General features: G+C 34.7%; 20 protein-coding genes. 3 read left to right on the top strand and 17 right to left on the bottom strand.

Annotated elements, in window-relative coordinates; genetic code table 11:
- Positions 1-125 precede the first annotated feature (125 nt).
- A complete protein-coding gene (locus SIB89_RS11800; protein ID WP_412559930.1) occupies positions 126-1556 on the top strand; it encodes a mannosyltransferase in 1431 nt (476 codons plus the stop codon).
- A 29-nt stretch (positions 1557-1585) separates the two neighbouring features.
- On the opposite strand, the gene SIB89_RS11795 is transcribed toward SIB89_RS11800, so the two are convergent.
- The 7 genes from SIB89_RS11795 to SIB89_RS11765 all read right to left on the bottom strand — a co-directional run bounded on the left by SIB89_RS11795 (position 1586) and on the right by SIB89_RS11765 (position 7125).
- Positions 1586-1951, bottom strand: coding sequence for a hypothetical protein (locus SIB89_RS11795; RefSeq protein ID WP_412559929.1), 366 nt, complete (start codon positions 1949-1951; stop codon positions 1586-1588).
- A 163-nt stretch (positions 1952-2114) separates the two neighbouring features.
- Positions 2115-2891: an RMD1 family protein gene (locus SIB89_RS11790; RefSeq protein WP_273291012.1), complete on the bottom strand. Its 777-nt coding sequence runs from the start codon at positions 2889-2891 to the stop codon at positions 2115-2117.
- On the bottom strand, positions 2891-3304 hold the full coding sequence (locus SIB89_RS11785) for a VOC family protein (protein ID WP_412559928.1): 414 nt from the start codon (positions 3302-3304) through the stop codon (positions 2891-2893). Before SIB89_RS11785 ends, SIB89_RS11790 begins: the two co-directional genes overlap by 1 nt.
- 30 nt (positions 3305-3334) lie before the next feature.
- A complete protein-coding gene (locus tag SIB89_RS11780; RefSeq protein WP_155088249.1) occupies positions 3335-3661 on the bottom strand; it encodes a hypothetical protein in 327 nt (108 codons plus the stop codon).
- A 12-nt stretch (positions 3662-3673) separates the two neighbouring features.
- Positions 3674-4648, bottom strand: a complete 975-nt coding sequence (locus tag SIB89_RS11775; RefSeq protein ID WP_412559927.1) for a deoxyhypusine synthase family protein — start codon at positions 4646-4648, stop codon at positions 3674-3676.
- Positions 4638-5579, bottom strand: a complete 942-nt coding sequence (speB, locus tag SIB89_RS11770; RefSeq protein ID WP_412559926.1) for an agmatinase — start codon at positions 5577-5579, stop codon at positions 4638-4640. Before speB ends, SIB89_RS11775 begins: the two co-directional genes overlap by 11 nt.
- A gap of 100 nt (positions 5580-5679) precedes the next feature.
- On the bottom strand, positions 5680-7125 hold the full coding sequence (locus SIB89_RS11765) for an arginine decarboxylase (RefSeq protein ID WP_412559925.1): 1446 nt from the start codon (positions 7123-7125) through the stop codon (positions 5680-5682).
- Positions 7126-7636: 511 nt separating this feature from the next.
- On the opposite strand from SIB89_RS11765, the gene SIB89_RS11760 reads away from it, so the two are divergent.
- A complete protein-coding gene (locus SIB89_RS11760) occupies positions 7637-8668 on the top strand; it encodes a DUF2268 domain-containing putative Zn-dependent protease (RefSeq protein WP_412559924.1) in 1032 nt (343 codons plus the stop codon).
- Between the two features lie 273 nt (positions 8669-8941).
- On the opposite strand, the gene SIB89_RS11755 is transcribed toward SIB89_RS11760, so the two are convergent.
- From SIB89_RS11755 to SIB89_RS11720, 8 genes are all read right to left on the bottom strand, one after another.
- Positions 8942-9328 (bottom strand): hypothetical protein, encoded by a 387-nt coding sequence (locus SIB89_RS11755; protein WP_412559923.1) that lies wholly within the window; start codon positions 9326-9328, stop codon positions 8942-8944.
- A gap of 121 nt (positions 9329-9449) precedes the next feature.
- Positions 9450-10295 carry a pseudouridine synthase gene (locus SIB89_RS11750; protein WP_155088238.1) on the bottom strand — a complete coding sequence of 282 codons (846 nt, stop codon included), beginning with the start codon at positions 10293-10295 and terminating at the stop codon, positions 9450-9452.
- Positions 10296-10336: 41 nt separating this feature from the next.
- Positions 10337-11284 (bottom strand): carbon-nitrogen hydrolase family protein, encoded by a 948-nt coding sequence (locus tag SIB89_RS11745; RefSeq protein WP_155088237.1) that lies wholly within the window; start codon positions 11282-11284, stop codon positions 10337-10339.
- A complete protein-coding gene (locus tag SIB89_RS11740) occupies positions 11285-12187 on the bottom strand; it encodes a geranylgeranylglycerol-phosphate geranylgeranyltransferase (RefSeq protein WP_155088236.1) in 903 nt (300 codons plus the stop codon). It lies immediately after the preceding gene.
- A 67-nt stretch (positions 12188-12254) separates the two neighbouring features.
- The gene (locus SIB89_RS11735) at positions 12255-13184 is read right to left on the bottom strand and encodes a mevalonate kinase (protein ID WP_412559922.1); all 930 of its coding nucleotides are present in this window, start codon (positions 13182-13184) and stop codon (positions 12255-12257) included.
- A gap of 36 nt (positions 13185-13220) precedes the next feature.
- The gene (locus SIB89_RS11730) at positions 13221-14321 is read right to left on the bottom strand and encodes a diphosphomevalonate/mevalonate 3,5-bisphosphate decarboxylase family protein (RefSeq protein ID WP_412559921.1); all 1101 of its coding nucleotides are present in this window, start codon (positions 14319-14321) and stop codon (positions 13221-13223) included.
- Between the two features lie 5 nt (positions 14322-14326).
- Positions 14327-14860 (bottom strand): DUF1697 domain-containing protein, encoded by a 534-nt coding sequence (locus SIB89_RS11725; RefSeq protein ID WP_412559920.1) that lies wholly within the window; start codon positions 14858-14860, stop codon positions 14327-14329.
- Positions 14857-16074 carry an NAD(P)/FAD-dependent oxidoreductase gene (locus SIB89_RS11720; protein WP_412559919.1) on the bottom strand — a complete coding sequence of 406 codons (1218 nt, stop codon included), beginning with the start codon at positions 16072-16074 and terminating at the stop codon, positions 14857-14859. Before SIB89_RS11720 ends, SIB89_RS11725 begins: the two co-directional genes overlap by 4 nt.
- A 34-nt stretch (positions 16075-16108) precedes the next feature.
- On the opposite strand from SIB89_RS11720, the gene SIB89_RS11715 reads away from it, so the two are divergent.
- Positions 16109-16912, top strand: coding sequence for a hypothetical protein (locus SIB89_RS11715; protein WP_412559918.1), 804 nt, complete (start codon positions 16109-16111; stop codon positions 16910-16912).
- Here the strand turns inward: SIB89_RS11715 and SIB89_RS11710 are convergent, their stop codons facing one another.
- Both SIB89_RS11710 and SIB89_RS11705 read right to left on the bottom strand, forming a co-directional pair.
- On the bottom strand, positions 16913-18202 hold the full coding sequence (locus SIB89_RS11710) for a DUF2254 domain-containing protein (RefSeq protein ID WP_412559917.1): 1290 nt from the start codon (positions 18200-18202) through the stop codon (positions 16913-16915). It lies immediately after the preceding gene.
- A gap of 6 nt (positions 18203-18208) precedes the next feature.
- Entirely contained in the window at positions 18209-21916 is a 3708-nt protein-coding gene (locus SIB89_RS11705) for a metallophosphoesterase (protein ID WP_412559916.1), read from the bottom strand.
- Between the last annotated feature and the right edge of the window lie 46 nt (positions 21917-21962).

The raw sequence follows: 21962 nt of genomic DNA, 5'->3' as shown, positions 1-21962 counted from the left end.
AAATTTAGCTTAAAAAAAATAGCAAAATTTAATGTACTTCAGGAACCACTGCGTTAGCACATAATTTTTTTTAATTTGATAACGAGTCAATTTTCAAACTAAAAAAATCATGTACTTTTGAATTTATGCTCGGGCTATCCAACCTTATAAAATATCATAAGATTCCAATACTCTTCATTACTCTAAGTGGTGTTTTTTATATTTCCTTTGGTTATGATTTAGAACGAACGGATAGTGAAAAACTGCTCGTATTGTATGTGGCTCTGTTTGCACTTGCTTTTCAAATTATAAAATTGTCTGGCTTTCACTTCAGGCTGCTTGTAATAGCTTCAATAGTATTCCGATTGCTGTTTTTGTTTGCCATACCCAACTTATCACAGGATTTTTACCGTTTTATATGGGACGGTAGAATGATTTTAGAAGGCTTAAATCCTTATCTCTATACGCCTGATTCATTTATACAAAATGGTAAGCTTCCTGTTAAACAAGCACAAGAACTATACAACGGTATGGGAGCATTGAGTTCTTCGCACTTTACCAATTATCCTCCATTAAATCAATTATGTTTTACTATCGCTGCACTGTTTTCTGGAAAAAGTATTTTGGGCTCTGTAATAGTGATGCGTGTTATAATTATCGCGGCTGATATTGGTACGCTTTATTTTGGAAAAAAACTGTTAGAGCGTCTTAAAGTACCTTCTAAAAGAATCTTTTGGTACATCCTTAACCCGTTTATAATTATTGAACTCACCGGCAACCTGCATTTTGAAGGAGTAATGATTTTCTTCCTGGTTTGGAGTTTGTATCTACTTCATTGTGGTAAATGGAAATGGGCTGCTGTAGTTTTAGCTTGCTCTATTTCCGTGAAGCTGATTCCGTTGATGTTTTTGCCTTTGTTTTTTTGGTGGTTTAGGAAAAACCCAAAAGAGAACGTCATTGCGAATGAAATGAAGCAATCTGTTTCTAATGAAAAGATTGCTTCGTCACGAGTGCCTCGCAATGACGTATTGAAATTAATTTCTTTTTATGCCATAGTCGGTATGACTACACTACTGTTATTCCTGCCATTCTTCTCTATGAAGTTCATCAATAATTACACAGAAACTGTTGGGCTTTGGTTTGGTGATTTTGAGTTTAATGCAAGTATCTATTATCTCGCTAGAGAAATTGGCTATGCCATAACTGGCTATAACGAAATTGCTATCATTGGAAAAATACTACCCATTGTATCCTTGTTTATAATTTTAGGGTTTTCATTTTTTAAAAAGAACCATACTATTCCAAAATTAACCACTTCTATCCTACTGGCTTTTGCTTGCTATTTATTTTTAAGTACAACAGTACATCCATGGTATATCGCCACTTTGGTAATACTTTGTGTATTTACAAATTATAGATTCCCTTTGGCTTGGTCCTTGGTTGTTGTTTTAAGCTATTTGGCCTATTTAAATGTTGACAATTCTGAAAACCTTTGGGTTATTGCTTTAGAATATATTATCGTGTTTTCAATTTTTATTTGGGAACTATGGTCAAAAAGAAAGCTGCCAGTTTCCTAGCAGCTCCTTAAATTTTATTATTAAAAGAATTAAAGTTTCTTCAATTTTACAATTTTATAAACTTCATATATTTCTGTAAAACCGTTTTCGTCTTCCTCTTCGTATTCTGTAATCTCATAAGTGATTTCAAAACGTTTGCCCATCATATCGTTAGACTGAAGATTTACAGCTTTCAACACATCCTCAGCGATTTCTGCAAAATACATCGTTTCATCGTCCCCTTCTTCATCTGGGACCACAAAAGCGTAACCATCATCTTCATCATAACCATCATAGGTACCTGTAATAGTTGCTGTAACCACGTCTTGATTGTTATGTTTGATCTCTAAAATTGCGTTAGCATTAAATGCAACTATTGAGAAGATAAATGCCAATATAACTTGTTTACTTTTCATTTTATTCAATTTTAAAATGGGTTGTCTTCCATATAGAATTATATTAGAAGATTTTAACTTTTCGTTTTTTGGGAATTTACCACCTCAAGCCCAAAAGTGCTTTTAGATTACAACCTTAGGGTTATAATTACCGTGGTTAGTTTTTGAAGTATTTTTTATTTGCCTAAAACAGTTTTAGAATAAACATATCTACGACTTCAACTAAGATTAAAATGATTATTATCCATTCTAATCGACTACTTTCCTTATGATCCATAATATCCTTAAAGAGTTCTAAATTCTCTTTAATAATTTCTATCCTATCATGGATAAGGTGGTATCGATCCTTTAGATCGAAGGTCTTCTTTAGCTCTAGGTTGAGTTTATTTAATTGTTCGTCTTCCCATGTAATTTCTGGAGAATCAAAAATGTAGAGATTCTCAGAAATCTTGTTTTTTATATTTAAAACCTTACCAATAAAACGTTTTAACTTGTTTCCTGAAATATCCAGTTTCCCTTTATTCTCGAGGTATTTAGTGTGCTCATTGGTTTCAATCAGTAGGTCTTCGGTTATTTTTGAAAACCGATCTAGGGCCACAGACTGTGACGCGTTAAGCATCACCAACCGAATCATTTCACTATTTAAATTTGGAAGTACAATACTCTCAAAATTTACTTGTAATGTGTTGGGTTTAATTTCAATCCGTACTTCTTCTGAAATGCTCTCTCCAAAATGATTTTCACAATAAGGTTGAATCATCTTTAAGGCAGCATCGCGCTCATCTGAGGATAAGTTGAAAAAACTGACCATCCCATAATGAAATAGGTAAATAAATTTGTTTTTAGAACTCGAAAAAAAGAGTTCGTCACTATCTTGAAACAGCAACTGCCACTGCAATTGCTGTTTACTAGCTTTTATGTTGATAGTGTTTGCTACTTGATAAGCAACAACGGTAAACATTAAGTCTTAAACATGTCTTTAAGTTCTTTAAAACTCTTAAACTCTATCATATAATTATTTGGGTCATTGATAAAAAAGGACAGGTGCTCTCCTGTTTTATCTTTTAAAAAAGTGGTCTGGGTCACAACTTCTAAATCACTTTTGCTAAGTTTTGCATAAAGTTCTCCCCAAGTGTCAATATCTACAATCACTCCAAAGTGGAATGATGGTAGAATTTTACCTTCAAGTACATAATTTGGACTATTAAAATTAAATTTCTCAGCCTGAATAAATGTTAACTGATGACCAAAGAGATTTATATCTAACCAATGTTCTGCCTTTCTTCCTGAGGAAGCACCAATGTTTTTGATGTAAAAGTCTTTGGTCTCATTTACATTTAAACATGGTAAGGACATGTGAAATGCTGTTTTCATAAAATCCTTTTTAAGATTTATAATTTTTTATCAATCAAAATCATCCGTATCGTCACTCGGCACCATATCTGGGTCTTGCACTGCATCTGGATCGTCATCTTCAAAATCCTCATAATCTTCTTCGTCATAGTTCTCCATAGTCACTTCTAGTTTCGAACTTATTTTTACAAGATACTTAGTGTCTTCTGTGGTTACCTCAACGGCTTCAATGAGCTCATTTTTAAGGTTTTTAAATTTCACCACATGACCATCATCATAACCATAAGGATACTTTTCTACTAAAAGTGCTAAAATTTCTGGTGTCAGTTTTTTAAAATCAACTATGACACGTTTTAAGTGTTGGTCTTTTTTATTCATTTTATTGTAGGTTTACATACCCAAAAGATACGCAAAAATTAATGGCGCAACAATAGTTGCATCACTTTCTATAATAAATTTTGGTGTATCAATATCTAACTTTCCCCAAGTAATCTTTTCGTTTGGTACTGCGCCAGAGTACGATCCGTAACTCGTTGTGCTATCACTGATTTGGCAAAAATAGCTCCAAAATGGCGTATCTGTACGTTCCATATCTTGATACAACATAGGCACTACACAGATAGGAAAATCACCTGCAATACCACCTCCTATTTGAAAGAAACCAATGCCTTCATCGGAATTATCAGTATACCAATCGGCTAAAAAGGTCATATACTCAATACCAGATTTCATGGTACTTGCTTTCAATTCGCCTTTAAGCACATAGCTCGCAAAAATGTTACCCATGGTGCTGTCTTCCCAACCTGGGCAAACAATCGGTAAATTTTTCTCAGCAGCCGCGTACATCCATGAATCTTTTAAATCTATTTCGTAGTGCTCTTCCAAAACTCCAGACAACAATAACTTGTACATATATTCATGTGGTAAATAACGCTCACCTTTGGCTTCGGCATCTTTCCAGATTTTTACAATATGCTCTTGTATACGTCTAAACGCTTCTTCTTCAGGAATGCAAGTATCCGTTACTCGGTTAAGACCTTTCTCCAATAAATCCCATTCATCTTGCGGAGTTAAATCGCGATAATTAGGTACACGTTTATAATGAGAGTGCGCCACTAAATTCATGATATCTTCTTCTAAATTGGCTCCTGTACAAGAGATAATATGCACTTTATCCTGACGAATCATTTCTGCAAATATCTTTCCCAATTCCGCAGTACTCATCGCACCTGCCAAAGACACCAACATTTTTGATCCATTGTTCAATTGGTCTTCGTAGCCTTTTGCGGCATCGACCAAAGCTGCTGCGTTAAAATGCAGATAGTACTTTTCTATAAACTGTGATATCTGTCCTTTAGTAGTCATCTTCAACATTGTATTTAGAATATTTGTTTACTCCTGTTGCGTCTTTGTTGAAATTACTATCAAAATCTTCATCAATATCTTGATCTTGAAACTTATAACTTAACATTTTGTAATAAAGCTTCGCTGCCAAGAAATCTGAAGACTTATCATTTTCATTAGGACATAATTCTACTATATCAAAGCCAACAACGTTCTTTTCTTCAAATACTTGCTTTAAGAAGTCCAAAGTCTCATACCACAACAAACCACCTGGTTCTGGTGTGCCAGTGCTTGGCATAATCGATGGATCCAAGGCATCCAAATCAAAAGTGATGAATACGTTGTCCGTCATTTGGTCAATGGCGGAATCCACCCAATTGTCATCTTCTGCCATTTCGTGGGCAAAATAGGTTTGTTCTTCATTCATTACGGTTTTTTCAATAACATCCATTGACCGAATTCCAACCTGAATAAGGTTAGTGGTCTGGCTCGCTTCATAAACCGCACAAGCGTGGTTGCACTTAGAACCTTCATAGCTTTCACGTAAATCGGCATGCGCATCGATATGAAGTACAGTTAAATCTTCAAACATTTCGTTAAAGGCTCTGATGGTACCAATGGAAATGGAATGTTCACCACCAAAAATCGTCACAAATTTGTTCTTTTTAATATATTTTTTTGTGGTTTGGTGTACCGCTTCTACCATAGCTTCTGGCGAAGCATTTTCTGTAACCGCTTCAGCTAAAAAGACACCTTGTTGATACACTTCAGAATCGGTTTCGATATCGTAAAGCTCCATATTTTCTGATGCTGCTAAAAACGCATCTGGTCCTTTGTCGGCACCTTTTTGCCATGTACTTGTGCCATCGTATGGCACGGGGATTAACACAATCTTCGATTGGTCTAATTTTCCATATTCTGCTGATATACCAGCGTAAGTTTTTGTTTTCATTTTATTTCCCTTGTAAGGAGGAATTATTATTTAATTATATTTTTTTTGATTTAAAAAACACCCCTAAAGTCCCCTCAAGGGGACAATTCTAGAATGGCAATTAATTATAATTTATAGTTTCAAGTTTTGGTTGTCCTTCTACTTTCTCCGTAGAAGCGTATCCTAAAATATTCAGTAAATCTTCGCTTTTTTGTTGTTCTGCAAAAATTTCCGTTGTTAAATCTCCGTTACCATTACGTTGAATTAAAATATGTTTTGGTGAAGGAATTAAACAGTGTTGCAAGCCACCAAAACCACCAATGGTTTCTTGGTACGCTCCTGTATTAAAAAATCCTATGTATAATGGTTTATCCTTACTATATTTAGGTAGATAAATGGCGTTAACATGCTGTTCGCTGTTGTAGTAATCGTCACTATCGCAGGTCAATCCACCTAGTAAAACACGTTCATAGCTATCATTCCAACGGTTTATTGGCAACATGATAAAACGTTTATTGATGGCCCACGTGTCTGGCAAAGTGGTGATAAACGAAGAGTTAATCATATTCCACTTCTCTCTGTCATTCTGTTGTTTTTGATACAATACTTTATAGATGGCACCACCACTTTCACCAACGGTAAAACTGCCGAATTCCGTAAAAATGTTTGGTGTATCCACTCCCTCTTCATCACATACCGTTTTTATCTGATTGACAATTTCATCCACCATATAGGCATAGTCAAAATCAAAAGCCAATGAGTTTTTAATTGGGAAGCCTCCACCAATATTAAGACTATCTAAAGTTGGGCAGATTTTCTTTAATGAGGTGTATACCTTTAAACACTTGGTCAATTCGTTCCAATAGTAGGCATTATCTCTAATACCAGTATTGATAAAAAAGTGAAGCATTTTAAGCTCTACCTGCTTATTATCCTGAATCTGGTTCTTATAAAACGGTACAATGTTCTTATAACCGATTCCAAGTCGAGATGTATAAAACTCAAACTTTGGTTCTTCCTCTGAAGCAATTCTGATACCTACATTAAACTTTTTGTTTATTTCTTGCGACAATAAATCCAGCTCTTCGTAATTATCTATAATCGGAATACAATTTTTATGTCCGCTATTGATCAGTTCGGCAATGTTAAGGATGTATTGCTCACGTTTAAAGCCATTACTTAACACGTAAGTATCATTGGTGATTTTACCTGCTTTTTTTAGGCTTTTTACAATATCAAGATCAAAAGCCGACGAGGTTTCTATATGAATGTCGTTACTCAACGCCTCTTCCAACACATGCTTAAAATGTGAGCTTTTGGTGCAGTAGCAATAGTTATACTTGCCTTTGTAATCGTGTTTTTTAAAGGCATCGCTAAACCAGGTCTTGGCACGCTGAATGTTGTTGGATATTTGTGGCAAATAGGTAAACTTTAAAGGTGCACCATATTGCTCAACCAATTCCATAAGGTCTATACCGTGAAATTGCAATGTTTTGTCCTGCAGCTCAAATTCAGGCTGAGGAAAATCGAAAGATTGATCAATAAGATCAATGTATTTTGTATTCATTCTGTGGTTTAAAAATTCAAGTGAAATAATAATGTTATAAGCGTAATCAATATGAGTTTAGCTTATATCAAACTTGAATTTGACTTTGTGTAGTTGGCACAAAACCATAGATATGCTGGCTTGCAGCGATGGTAGTAGCGGAAGTTAGCTCTAAAATTCGGTTACTTATCCTATAAGCAGCTTTTGAAAATGACTTCCTAAGGTCCAAAAGCCCGAACATAAAAACAGTTTTCAATGTGTTCAGCTAAAAACCGGTTTCTGTGTTATGTATTGAAGCCGATTTTCGCGGCAAATGTAGTCTATTTTTTAATATGCAAAACTTTTTTGTGATTTTTTTTGAGAGAAATTTTCATAACTTTCAAAAAGACATATTTCATTGGTAAACAAGACCTTATTGACTACCCTATCACCATTGTATATTATATTAAAACAAACTTAATTGTGTTTTTCGCTAGACAAATAGTTTTGTAAATATTTATATTTGTTTGGATAAACCGAATTAGCTACTATTATGAAACGGCCTCTATTTATCTTAATAGTCGGACTTCTTTTTGTGAATTTATCTTGTAAAAAATCTGAAGGAAAGAATAATACATCACTTACTGAATCCGAATATATTGAGGCACTAAAGAATGTATCGGATAGCATTAGAATTGAAAATATTACCATCAAAAATTTATTTAAAAATCAGATTTTAGCACATAAAGGGGTCGAATATGATAGTACAATGATCGTTGAAAAGGTTTACCAACCTCATCAATCACTTTGGGATCATTGTTATGGTATGATATTTGGCGCAGACAATGCTTCCAAATTCAATAGCCCGAGTGGTATGGTTGATTGGAACAGATGGCTATACCCAAAACATAAAACCTTTTTTGACGAAAGAGCCAAAGAACTTTTGAAAATTAATTTAGATTACACACTTAAAACAAACTTAAAAAAGTTTGCAGTATTAGCACCCTACCAACCAGAGGCAACAATTAGTATTTTATTTACACCTCTACAAGGCATTGGTTTTGGAGGTTGTAATAGCGAACAATTTTGTTTTGAACTCAATAATACGGACTATGATGTAGATTATACGATTGAAAAAGGCATCCCACATGAATTAAACCACCTTGCCTACGAACCTTTAAGAGAGAACGATCCAATGCAAGGTACAGCTTTATTTCTCACTATTGACGAAGGATTTGCATGCTATTTTACTTGGCTTTTCTTTAATGGACAAATAACAAAATATGAAGCTGTAGAGCAAATGAGCGAAAGCGACTGGAATTGGTATTTAGAAAACGAAAAGAAATTATTTATCAAATTAAAACCCTTTTTTGAAGATAAAAGCGGAGACAATCCTTTATTGAGAAATGACAAATTTCAGTCATTTCAGAATGCACCAAGAACACTTTACTATTGGTTAGGATTTCGTATTGTAGAAAAGTATATTGAAAAACATGGAGTTGATAGCTGGCGTGATATTTATACTATGAATGTTACAGACTTACTCACCAAAAGCGGTTACGAAGCTTATATAAAGGGATTATAATAATTTCTGCCGAAATCACTCAATGTAACTGCATTTTATCATAGATAATAGGGTAGATCAATAGTATCCCTTCTTAATATTATTTACACCATACCCTTCGTTTGTGCCTCGTGGATTTTATATTCGGTATCTCCAGGCTAAAACAGACGTTTAAACGAATCATTAAATACTTTACCCTATAAAAATGAAAACACACAATATGTCTAGAAGACAATGTACTGTCTAAATAGACCATAAAGGTAAGCAACTGATATTCTTAAAAGTTAAATGTATTTATTCTCCAGAGATAATCAATGTATTGTTAATATCGATTTCCAGTTCCAGGTTATCGCACAACTGAAGGTTTAAAGGGATTTTCTGCCCGTAAACAATGTCATTGGTAGCTACAGCTAAAACATCATTCTGAGATAATTCTACCCAACCACTATTAGCAGTCGCAGATACATTGCCAGAATGCAATAAGCTATAATCTTCAGCATAAACTATGAACTCAAAACTATGCGTACCGTTGTTGGTGAGTCTAACTTTAGGAGCATCATTTACACAGTTTTGCACAACTTGATTTGTGGCAGAAACCTCTAATACTTCTTCAGCGTTAGGTGAGTCTGTTGTACAGTTTACAAATAGTAAAAGCACAAGTAAGCGTCTTACATGTTTCATAAGCAGGTTATTTAATTTGGGAGGACTAACATAGAAAAATTAAAGATACGCTCGACAAATAGTATGGTTTATTCGACGAAATGCATAGTTTTAATTAAAATTAGTGCTACTTATGACGGATTTATAGCATTTTTAGAGTGCTAATCTCCTGTTCTGTAAGATGTTTCCAGTGGCCTCTTGGAATATCTTTCTTGGTTAAGTGACCTATGGCAACACAATCTATCTTTACAATATCGTAGTTAAGTGTATCAAAGATGGTGCGCAGTATGGTGTTTCCGGTATTTTTAATTTTTATGCCGATCTTGTTTTTAGACTCACCTTCAATATAACTTACCTCTTCTACAGTGATTAATTTGCCATCTACCTTAAAGCCTTCCTGTATCTTTTTAAGATCTTCAAACTTTAGGTTTTTATTTAATTCAACTTGAAATAATCGTGCTACACCATGCTTTGAGTTCGTGAACTTTTGCACCACTTTATCATCGTTGGTAAACAACAACAAGCCTAAAGAGTTTCTTCCTAGTCGTCCTATTGGTTTTATGTTTGCGTTGGTAGCATTGGCCACCAAATCCATAACCGTTCTACCTTTGCTTTCTGCCGTTGTAGTAGCAAAGCCTTTAGGTTTGTTCAATAACAAATAGACTTTAGGTTCTGGGTTGATACGCTGACCGTCAAATCTTACATCATCTTCGAGTTTTACTTTGTAACCCATTTCGGTCACCACTTTTCCGTTGACGGTTACCAAGCCAATGGCGATATTCTCATCAGCCTCTCGACGTGAACATATACCCGAATTTGAAATGTATTTGTTTAACCTTATTTCATCAGGATTAGATGAAGATTTCTTTTTTGGTTGGGACTTCTTTTTAAAAGGAGCATTTCCTTTGGTAAAACCTTTGGATTTACCTTTAGCATTTCCCTTTCCTGAAGCTTGTCCTTTTCCTCTGCTATTTTGATTTTTGCTCATATTTTAATTTTTTGCAAAGGTATAACAATAGTTGTCATTAACTACTTAATTTCCACAGTAGTTTGTCGCTCTCTATTGACGATGAGTTTTGTGACGTCTGGTCTTGAATAATGCCCTACTGGATCGAAGTTTTGACGTTCTTCTAACACACGATTAAAATCTATAGTTTGAATAATTAAGCCTTCTTTGTTCAAGACTGGTTCTACAATCCATTCTCCATCTGGTCCTGCAATACAGCTGCCTCCATTGGCTAAAGTATCAGGTGCGTTTTTGAGAATGGCATCAAGGTGCGGAGTTTCATCAGGAAAATCTGATTTAGACATTAAACTCGAAACCGAAACCACATAAGAGCGCGACTCCCTTGCTATAAAACGCGTAATATCTTTAGTGTTATGATCACTGCCAGGCCAAACTGCAATATGTAAATTTTCGCCTTGACCGTATAAAGCCGTTCTAGGTAATGGCATCCAGTTTTCCCAGCAATTGAGTCCACCAACCGTAAATGCCTTAAGCGGATGAACTTGCAAACCATTGCCATCACCTGGTGACCAGGTTAGGCGTTCGTCGTAAGTAGGTTGTAATTTTCTGTGTACCGATTTTATGTCTCCTTTTGCGTTGATATAAACCAAAGATGCATAGATACTATGACCACCTCTATCTGTTGGTCGCTCCATAATGCCTAGATAAATAGCCATTTTGTGTTTTTTTGCCAATTGACATACCGAATCAAGTTCGCCTTTCTCTATGCAAATGGAATTATTTACATAATGCGCGTGTAGTTCTTTATTCACTTTTGTGTTCCATTCTGCTCCACCTGTTAACGCCAACCAAAACGGATAGCCTGGCAACAAGGCTTCTCCAAAGACAATGAGCTCGCATTGTTCTTCTGCTGCATCTTTTATAGCATCTTCAATTTTTTGCAAAGTCGCACTTTTGTCTAACCATACTGGTGCGATTTGTGCCATCGCGATTTTTAAAGTCGTATTCATTTATATTCGGTTTAAAACAACAGATACATCGATTAATAAAATGGAAAACACACCCAGAACTATTATAAACTTAAGTATGTTATGCAGTATAAGATAATGCGTTTTTTTGTTTGATTTCCAGAGTACAAACAAGAATAGTATTAGCAACCCAATACTGAGATAGAAAAAGTAGTACATATGCCCAACTTTAAAGAACATAATTAAGATAACAGCAGAAACTATAGTTAATACAGACATTATGGTTAGCATGAATTTAGACACTTTTTCTCCATGCACCACAGGCACGGTTTTATAATCTAAAGCTAAATCCCCTTTTATGTTCTCAAGATCTTTGGTGAGTTCGCGCATAGAAACCAAAAGAAATAGAAAAATGGCATGGGCAAAGATGACCAGTTCAAAATTTTGGTAGTAAATAAAGATTGCAAAGAACGGTGTAACTGTTAGTATTGCGGAAACGAGATTACCAACAATAGGCTGTTTCTTTAATCTATGGGAATACAACCAAATCGCAAAAATGTAAATAGAAAAAAAGATGACTGCCCTAAACGATACATAGCTTGCAAAAACAATCGCCAGAAAATTCAACACAAAATAGAATGACAGTTTTGTGTTTTGGCTTACCAGACGATCTAACATCGTTTTTGTTGGTTTGTTAATCAGGTCTTTTTCTGAATCGTAGAAACTATTGATAATATAACCGGCAGCAATTGTTGCTGAAGATGCCAACACCAACATTAATAAGTTAACATCAAAAAGTACAGATTTAATGGTTTTATCTGGTGCAAAAATATAAATGGACGCTAAATATTGGGCAATAACTACCACTAGGATGTTATAACCTCTAACTACAGAAAACAGGCTGAAAAATTTAAGTAGAATGTGTTTCTGCCGTCTTGATAGCATAGGTCTAAATTAAAAAAACCTCATAAGTTTCAAGAACCTATGAGGTTTAAATGTAATATTTTTTGAATTAAAAGTTGTAAACAACCTCTAATTTCTGTCCTTTTAAAGCTACTCTGGCCTTATCAATATTCTCTGTAAAGCCTAAGATGTAACCCCCACCACCAGAGCCACAAAGTTTAAGGTAATAATCATTAGTTTCGATACCTCTTTTCCAAAGCTCATGAAATTGTTTTGGTATCATTGGTTTGAAGTTGTTCAATACTACTTTAGACAGTTGCTTTGTGTTTTTAAATAGTGATTTTATATCACCCTTAAGAAAATCATCCACACAAGCATCCGTATGTTTTATAAATTGATCCTTAAGCATACTTCTAAAGCCTTCATTCTTCATGTTTTCCATAAAAATGCTGACCATTGGTGCTGTTTCACCAACAGAGCCACTATCTAATAAAAATACAGCTCCTTTGCCTTCTGCTTTTTGAGACGGAATGCCAGTTGCTTCTATATTATCTTTAGAATTTATTAAAATAGGAAGGCTTAAATAGCTATTCAATGGGTCTAACCCAGATGATTTACCATGAAAGAACGATTCCATATCAGCAAATATAGCTTTCAATTTTAAAAGCTTTTCACGCGTTAGATTCTCTAAAACCGTAATCTTATCAGAAGCATATTTATCGTATATCGCAGCGACTAAAGCACCACTACTCCCTACTCCATAACCTTGTGGAATAGAAGAATCGAAGTACATGCCAGCGTTGACATCTTTCTGTAATGTTTCAAAATCAAAATCAACCAAGTCTTTGTCCAATCCCTTTAAATATTCAACGAATCGTTTTAAGCTTTCATTAGATTTAATCGCCTCTTCAGAGGGATTTTCATCGACTTTTAATGCTCCGTTATAAAAATTGTAAGGAATAGACAGACCTTTAGAGTCTTTAATGATACCATACTCTCCAAAGAGTAAGATTTTTGAATAAAAAAGTGGTCCTTTCATATTGGTATTAGCAATTTCCTTTAACAAATATACGTATTAATCTTCTATTTGGTTTGCTCCCAAGCCAGTATGGTCGCAAATATAATGTTCATTTTGACAAAATGCAGCCAATTCTTTCTTAATAAAATCGAGTACGGTTTCCTTTTCTTCTGAAGGATAAAGCACATGAACATTAGCTCCTGCATCTAAAGTAAAGCAAATATTAGAATTGGTTTCTTCTCTGAATTTCCAGATTTTATTGATGATCTCGAGGGTATTTGGCTTCATTAATATAAAATACGGCATGCTTGTCATCATCATCGCATGGAGCGTTAAGGCTTCACTCTCAACTATTTTGACAAAAGCCTTTAAATTACCTGAAGCGAAGACTTCTTTTAAGTCAGCAAGATTTCTATGGGCTTGGGCAAAACGTTCCTTTGCAAAGGGATGACCAAACATTAATTTGTGTCCAACGGTACTACTCACCTGTTTTTCGCCTTTATCGACTAAGAGTATGGTATCCTGATAGTTTTTAAAGTTCGAATGGACTTCGCCATTAAACTTAATTCCGAATAAGTCTGAACTTTCGGTACTTTCATTTACTCCCCAAACTACGAGTTCGCCTTCTATACTTCGGCATGCGCTACCAGAACCTAGTCTTGCTAAAAAGGATGCTTTTTTGTTGAAGTAATTTTGAGATTCTTCGCTATCGCTATGAATGACATCATCCTTTAATTTTTCTTCAATACTCATTAAGCATAAGGCCAAAGCGCTCATACCTGAAGCTGAAGACGCAATACCAGAACTGTGTGGAAATGTATTAGAGGTTTCTATTTTAAAATGATAATCTCTTAAAAAAGGTATATAGGATTCAATACGCTCAAAAAATGTTTGAATCTTTGGTTTGAAGGCTTCGTTTTTTTCACCTTCAAAATAGACATCAAAACTAAAATCATCACCTTCCTTTTTAGTATAAGTGACTTCTGTGATGGTTTTACAATTTGAAAGTGTAAAGCTTATAGAAGGGTTTTCTGGAATTTGATTTTCCTTTTTTCCCCAATATTTTACCAAGGCAATATTACTTGGTGAAGACCATTTTACAGTGCCACTTTTGATATGGCTATTATATGATTTGAGGATAAAATCTTGTTCTGTCATTTCGGTTAATTCTGTGACAAAGATAAGAGTTTTACCATCGTTTTATAATTTCTAGCAGTAGCACTCACCATTAATTTACGTTCAAAAAAATTAAGATTGAATTTTGCCTTACCATAACCATTGGCACAGAAGAAATATAGGGCATCGTTAAGAATTTCGTACTCTTCATTTTCATAGGTTTTCTTGTATGCCTCTTGGACCAAGTCTTCCTTTGGAGCTTCAGAAAGTATTGCAAAATAGCTGTTTTCTTTTTTCTCTTCCGGAAAAGGACAATCATTAAAAATTTTGCTTAACTGTACTCTGGTTCTTACCAACACGGAAACATCAAAACCAAAATGCTCTAAAATTGATTGCTTTATTTTTTCTTCTAACGTTTTAGTGTTCTTACTTGAAGATTGAAAAATAATATTCCCTGTTTGGATATAAGTTTTTACATTTTCCAGACCAGATTCGGCCAATAACGCTCTCAGTTCAGCCATTGGTACTTTTTTATGGCCACCAACATTAATACCTCTTAAGAGTGCAATGTATGTTTTCATGATTTAGCGATGGATTGTGACACAATATAAGCTCCTGTCCAAGCATTCTGAAAGTTGAAACCACCTGTAACCGCATCTACATTAATCACTTCACCAGCTAAATAGAGATTTGGGATTCGTTTGCTTTCAAAAGTTTTAAAGTTGATTTCTTTTAAATCTACACCTCCAGCAGTAACGAATTCTTCTTTAAAGGTGCTTTTGCCAGTAACATGAAATTGAGCTGCTGTTAATTGCAACGTCAAGGCCTCTAATTGTGATTTATTAATATCCGCCCAGCGTTCGGTTTCGCTTATGTTTGAAGCTAAAACCAATTGTTTCCAAAGACGTTTTGGTAATTCAAAATGTGTGGTATTGACCACTGATTTTTTTGCATATTCTTGTTTTGAATCTTTAAGCACACTCAAACACCATTCATAATCTTGTTTAATAAAGTTAACTTCAATTTTAAAGTTATAATTGAGTTTTGCCAGTTCAATAGCACCAAATGCTGATAGCTTTAAAATAGCTGGCGCACTCATACCAACATGTGTGATTAACAATGGTCCTTCAGAAACTAAATCAGTTCCCAAAACTTTTACCTCAACATCTTTTGCGACAACGCCAGGAATATCCTTTATACGTTTATCCTTTATATCAAAAGTGAACAGCGATGGTACAGGCTGTACTATGGCATGGCCTAAATTTTCTAACAGCTTCCAGATTTTTGGGTTGCTTCCTGTGGCAATGATAAGTTTATCACACTCAAAGACACCTTGGGAAGTATCTAGTAAAAAATCATTTTCTCTTGCATCAATAGATTTTACAGAATGATTATACAACACTTCAACATTATGTTTTTTGGCTTCGTGTAAAAAGCAATCGATAATGGTTTGTGAAGAATTAGAAACAGGGAACATCCTACCATCCTCTTCAATTTTCAATTCCACACCACGCTCTTCAAACCAGGCTATAGTATCTCCAGTCATAAAGGTGTGAAATGGCCCTAGCAGTTCTTTTTCTCCTCTAGGATAATTGCTAACCAAATCCGAAGGGATAAATTCAGCATGTGTCACATTGCAACGTCCACCACCTGAAATTTTTACTTTTTGAAGGCCTTCTTTACCACGTTCTAAAATAGCAACTGATTTCTCTGGATGTTGCTCTGCAATGTTGATTGCCGCGAAGAATCCTGCTGCTCCTCCACCAATAATTATAATATCTTTGTATGTATTCAATGCTATATATTGAAGTCATAAAATTACAATGATAATGGTCAAAAGACTAATATTTCTATTACTTATTGTTAGCTCTTGTCAGCACTCTGACTTGTTAACTATTGAAGGCTCCATCAATAATAGTTTAGATGAAGTTTCGGCAGCAGAATCTCTTATAAATTCTGACCTTATTTGGGTTATAGAAGATGCAGGTAACGATAACCATTTGTATGGCTTAAGCAGAAAAGGTAAAATCATTAGGGATATTACGATTCTAAATGCTGAAAATACGGATTGGGAAGATTTAACCTCTGATAGTGAAGGGAATATTTACATAGGTGATTTTGGAAACAACAATAAAAAGCGAAAATTATTTAGAATTCTAAAAGTTAAAAAAGAGGATTTAAATGCATCTAGAGCACATGCAGAAATTATTGAATTCATATTACCTAAAGATGTAAAATCAAAAGATTTTGAAGCCTTTTTTCTATTCAATAATTATTTCTACATCTTCAGTAAAGAGACTAAAAAATTTATTGTTTTAAAAGTTCCAAATAAAACAGGAAGACATGAAGCTATTGTAAGATCAGATTATAATTTAAAAGGGAAACACAATAAAATAACTTCAGCAGATATAAGTTTTAATGATGAAAAAGTTCTACTATTAAATCATGACAAACTATGGGCATTATCTGGCTTTGAAGGTGATGATTTCTTTTCTGGAGCTATTAATAAACTTCCATTTCAACATAACACACAAAAAGAAGGGGTTTGTTTTGTCAATGATACTATTGTCATTTTAACCGACGAACGCAACGACTATGAAGGTGGTAACATTTACAGTTTTAACCTAAAATAATTATCCTAATATCGTATTATAGGTGGTTTTTAGCAGGTTTAAATCCGCTGTATTCTGAATACTATTTTTGGCATCTTCATGTAGATTTTCTATTTCCTGACGTATAGTTTTTACGTAATCCTCACTGGCTTTTTCATTATTATCTAACATCGAAGCCAACATTTGCATGAGCTTTTGCACAATAATTATATCATGCTTACAATACGTTCTTAATGCTGTCATTACATTAAAAAGCAATTGCTTAAAACTCACAGTATTTATTAAAATTACAGGATTGTTTTTTTTATCCCTATATATACTCTGATCTTGTTTTTGCAACCGTAACAAAAACAGTTCCGTTAAATAATCAATAGCATTTATGGCAGTACCAGGATCGTTAATACCAGGAGACATGGCTTTTACAGCAATTTCAGTCAGCTGCTTAAAAGCCAACAGGTAATTATCTTCTATACGTTCACTTTTAGAATAATGAAAAGAAGAAAATACTTTTTCTATAGTATCTTCATCAACCTCTTTGCTCATTTTTAGCACAGGAGTGTTCTTAAAAACATAAGTGCCTTTTACTGGCACCACCTCTAATTGCATTTCTACTTCATCTGCAAGATTAGCCATAGCCGAAAGTGAAATATCTTGGAAGTAACCCGATTTTTTTGAATTCAGCGTTGTCCAATTGTCCGTAGACGGAAACTTGTTTTTTTCATCCGTTTGGTTATTAACCAGCTCTTTGAGTCGTTTTTTTGCTACAGAAAAAATTCTGCTCATAATATTGTTTATCTGTATTTCTTGTGAAATAGAATGAATAAAATAGATAAACGCACCTAAACAAAAGGTCATAAAAAAAATGGCAAGCAGAACACTAAAGCCTGGCAGTTGGTATTTATCTCCATCTGGCTCAATACTTACTAAAGTGAAAATACAATAGAGTAAAGAGGAATTGTAAATCCCAAGTATTACTTGATGTCTTCTGTTAGAAATTAAGCCTGGCAACACACGTGGCGAAAAATTACTTGATGCCTGACTCAATAAGATCATAACCATAGAAAAACTGAAGACCATGATTGAAATTAAACCAGCTACAAAAGTTGTAAGAAGATTTCTGGCAGTTTCAGTGTCATTTACAACCAATAAGGGAGCTTCTTCTATTAAGTAATCTGAAACACCTAAGCTTTCTGCATATATCATTACAAAAGCAAAAATGGTACCTATGAGACTTAAAACTGTCGGATAAAAGGCAATTTTACTTTCTAATTTGTAAAAATATTTAATGGTATAGTTTAAAAAGTTTTTCATTTACTATTAGAAATTAAGACCAAAACCAAATGAAAAGCGGAACCCTTCGGTACTATTAAAAAAATTAAATGTACCTGAAAGTGACTCGGCTGCAGTCACCCAAAAGCCACCACCATAGTCGCTATGCCACTTATCAGAAAAGTCATTTCGTAGCCACACTCTTCCCACATCAAAACCCGTAAAAACTCCTATCTGTAATGGTAAGATATTGGTTTTGAATGAATTGAAACTATACCTTAAATCACCACTGGTCACCAAAGAGCGCGACCCTGTAAAACGCTCGGTCCTGTAGCCTCTTAATCCATTGCTTCCTCCAATATTTGCGGCTTGGTAAAACTGATAATCCTTACCAATTCTAAATTGGCTTCTTAAATTTGTCTTTAAAACCAATTTTCTGTTTCGGGATAAAGCATTGTAAAACCCAATATCTGCATTGACATAGCCAAAAATGTTCTTTGCCTGCTTAAGCTCTGTTTTAGCACCTCCCTGAAGCATAAACGTCATTCCCCTAGTTGGGTTTATCTGATTGTCGTAACTCGCATAATTATACTGCGCTTCAACAGCACCAAAATAACGTCGTTCATAAAATTCTTCGTTAGATGATGGCGCAAAATCCGTTATGAACCTATCTGCAGTATCGTCTAGTTCTATACCTTCAAATATAACTCTAAACCCGTAATCACTACCAAAATTACCTTTTCTTATTATACCTGCCTTTGCCATATAAATACTAGTCCTAACTCGATTATAATCCAAATCTAGCTCATCATCATTATTTAGGGTTTCATTACCATAACCGAAGAAGTTATTGGTGAAATTATCTGAGGTAAACCGACCTCCAATATGAAGATTCCAGTCATTCATAATATTTGCAAATTCACCGTCATACTTTAAAGAAAACCCGCTTGTTGCGAAAAAGTAACCTCCCTTAAATCTGTGTTGTCTTGAAAATGGATTTCTCTGAAATCCATTAAGCGTAGATGCATAGGATACTCCTACGGAAATACCATCATCTGGATTATATCCAACAGCTGGAGTGATTACACTATTTTTTACAATATTTTTCTGAAAATCAAAGAGATTAAGATTATATACATCGGTCAATCTAATTGTGCTTTTTCGACTTTCTTTGATGGTATTGGGTTTACTTTCGTGGTCATAGACCTTAATACGCCTTCCAGATTTTATAATATATGTATCATTTTCTTGTCCACCAATTAATCGGATAAAAATTGGATTATCTCCTTTGCCTGTGACTTCAAAAACGTCTTTATCGTCTAATCCATATACCCAAATCTCCTTGGTTATATCTCTATTGAACACCCTATCTACAATAGAATCTGACTTCTTCCCATCTTTTATTCTAGAGATTATAACCCTTGTTTTTTTATTACCCTCTCTAATGACTTCAATATAATCATCCTTGTCGGTTCCTGTTAAGATTACAAGTTCATTTAAATAATTGTAATAACGTGTGGCAATATCCTGAAGGTTAGCACGTCGCCCTTTTAAATGTTGCTTTATTTCTTCTAAGGTTTTGTCGCGCACCTCCTCAGGTACATTTTCAAACGCTTTCTCTATGACCTCATCAGTTACATTATCCTGCAGAAATTTCGCCTGCTTTAACCATAATTTCTTTTCGGCATTTTGAATCAGCGTGCGATCTAATTTAATACCTGCATTATTCATCCACTTAATGTCTTCTAACTTATCGTCATATACCTGTAGCTGTTTGGTAGAACCCGAAATTATTCGCATAATTCCCAATAATGCTCCATCAAAATTTGAAAACACTTGATCCCTATCTCTTGGAATTGGTCTATAGTACTTATCGCCATTTTCCATATCAAATTGTGCCCAGCGCCATTGATCTTGGTGTCGATCCCAATCGCCAATAAGCATATCGAACAAACGAGCCCTAACAAAGGCATTTTCATCTATTTTATGCTCTTCATCTTCTCTAATCTTCTCAATGATATCATGAGTGCTCTCAATGTCATCTGCGTATCCAAAATTGCGCTCATCGGTGTAATTTTCTTCTGGACGCTCTTCAATCATGTAAAGCTCACCTCCATACTCTTCGTTATAATCACCGAGATGTTTATGTTTTGGTATATAGTATAGTTTTGGATTAGTATGATATACTTCTGCAGCGTCAGACAACTCTGGTACAACGGTAAAAGCATATGGATGAGCTGCTGTATAGAAATCTAAAATAAGCCCTTCAATTGCAGTTCTTTCAAATTCATCTTGAATATAAGTATCCTTAAACAATACGGTTTGCAGATATTGTGTAGCGCTCTTACGTAACGCTCTCATATTCAATTCTTTGCCGTCTTTGGTTTTTAATCGTAAAGATCTTGTCTGATGACCTCCTCCTTTTCTAACCACTTCCAAGCCTCCATATAATGTATCTAAAGTGGCGACTTCAGCTTTTATTTTTGTACTGTAAACATCTCGGTAGTGATCGCCCCAAACCGATTCAAAAAAACCTGTTTTATCTGTTTCTTCTTGGGTATATATTGAAACTTCCTTTTCGTTCGGAAAACTTTCCGGTAAATGAGAGACATCATAATATTTTCTGGGAGCGAACACTTCTTTTTCAAAAAGTACTTTAGGTTCACCATTTTCCGCACTATAGATTTTCACCCAAGAACTCCCATCTTTATATATTATAAGTTCTGCAAATCCTTGACCTCCATAGCTAAATACCCCATTTTTTCCTAGAGCAGCACCAGAGTATTTCGCACCAGAGCCAGAAACGATTTGTCGTATACTATCCTTTTCTATATATTGTAGTGTATGCTCGTGCCCTGAAACGAATACAACGTTATCTGCATCGTAAGTCATAGTCTCAAGACGTTTCATTAAATCATTATACCTTTCATTATATCTATCTTGAATAGAGACACCACCTTGTGTTCTAACCTGCGTTAAAAACGAAGCCAATATTGGCATTGGTATTTTGTTTTGGGTAGGGTATAAATGTTTTTTTGCAGCATAATAACCACCGTGCACACCGTTGGTAAACATTGGGTGATGCATAGCAAACACCGTTGTTTTATTTTGTGCTTTTTTTAGCTCACCTTCTATTTCCAAGAAAAACCGTTCACGTGTTTTAATTTCACATTCGTCGTTTATGGTTGGGTTCTTGTTCCAATTTTCTAAGTACCATTGAGAATCAATGATTATTAACTGAACCGTTTCACTGATATCTATGCTTTCTAGTGGGCAGCCATTTTCAGGCAAAAACGTGTTCTTTCCTAGAGCATCTTCAATATATTTTTCTTGCCTTTTGAGGCCGTTTAGGCCATCTGAATACCAATCGTGATTTCCTGGAAGAAATATAACATTACCATTAAAATTTTCTAGTGACATTAATTGACCCTCGAGCGCATTTATAGCATTCTCATAACCTTTTTGGCCTTCTTTTGGCAAACCTGATGGATAAATATTATCTCCAAGAAACAATACATGATCCTGAGTTGTATTTTTTCCTTTTATATGTTTGTCGAAAGCTGTCAACGCATCGGACATACCATTCATGGGCGACTTACCCGCGTCACCTATTAAGTAAAACCGTTTTTCAATTTCTTTTTCTGGAGATTTGTTTTGTTTGAGTGCCTCGTCTCTATATTTTGCTTCATAAGTCGCACAGGCATTACATAAGAAGGATAAAGCTATTAAGGTAATTAATCTTTTAATGTTCTTCATAAGTAAATTTAAACCGTAAAAATAATAAGACTATAACTTAAGTTTT

This window comes from Winogradskyella sp. MIT101101 (assembly GCF_047126865.1).
Classification (GTDB): Bacteria; Bacteroidota; Bacteroidia; order Flavobacteriales; family Flavobacteriaceae; genus Winogradskyella; species Winogradskyella ouciana.
Note: the sequence above shows the minus strand (reverse complement) of the source record. Positions and strands in the feature narration are given on the sequence as shown.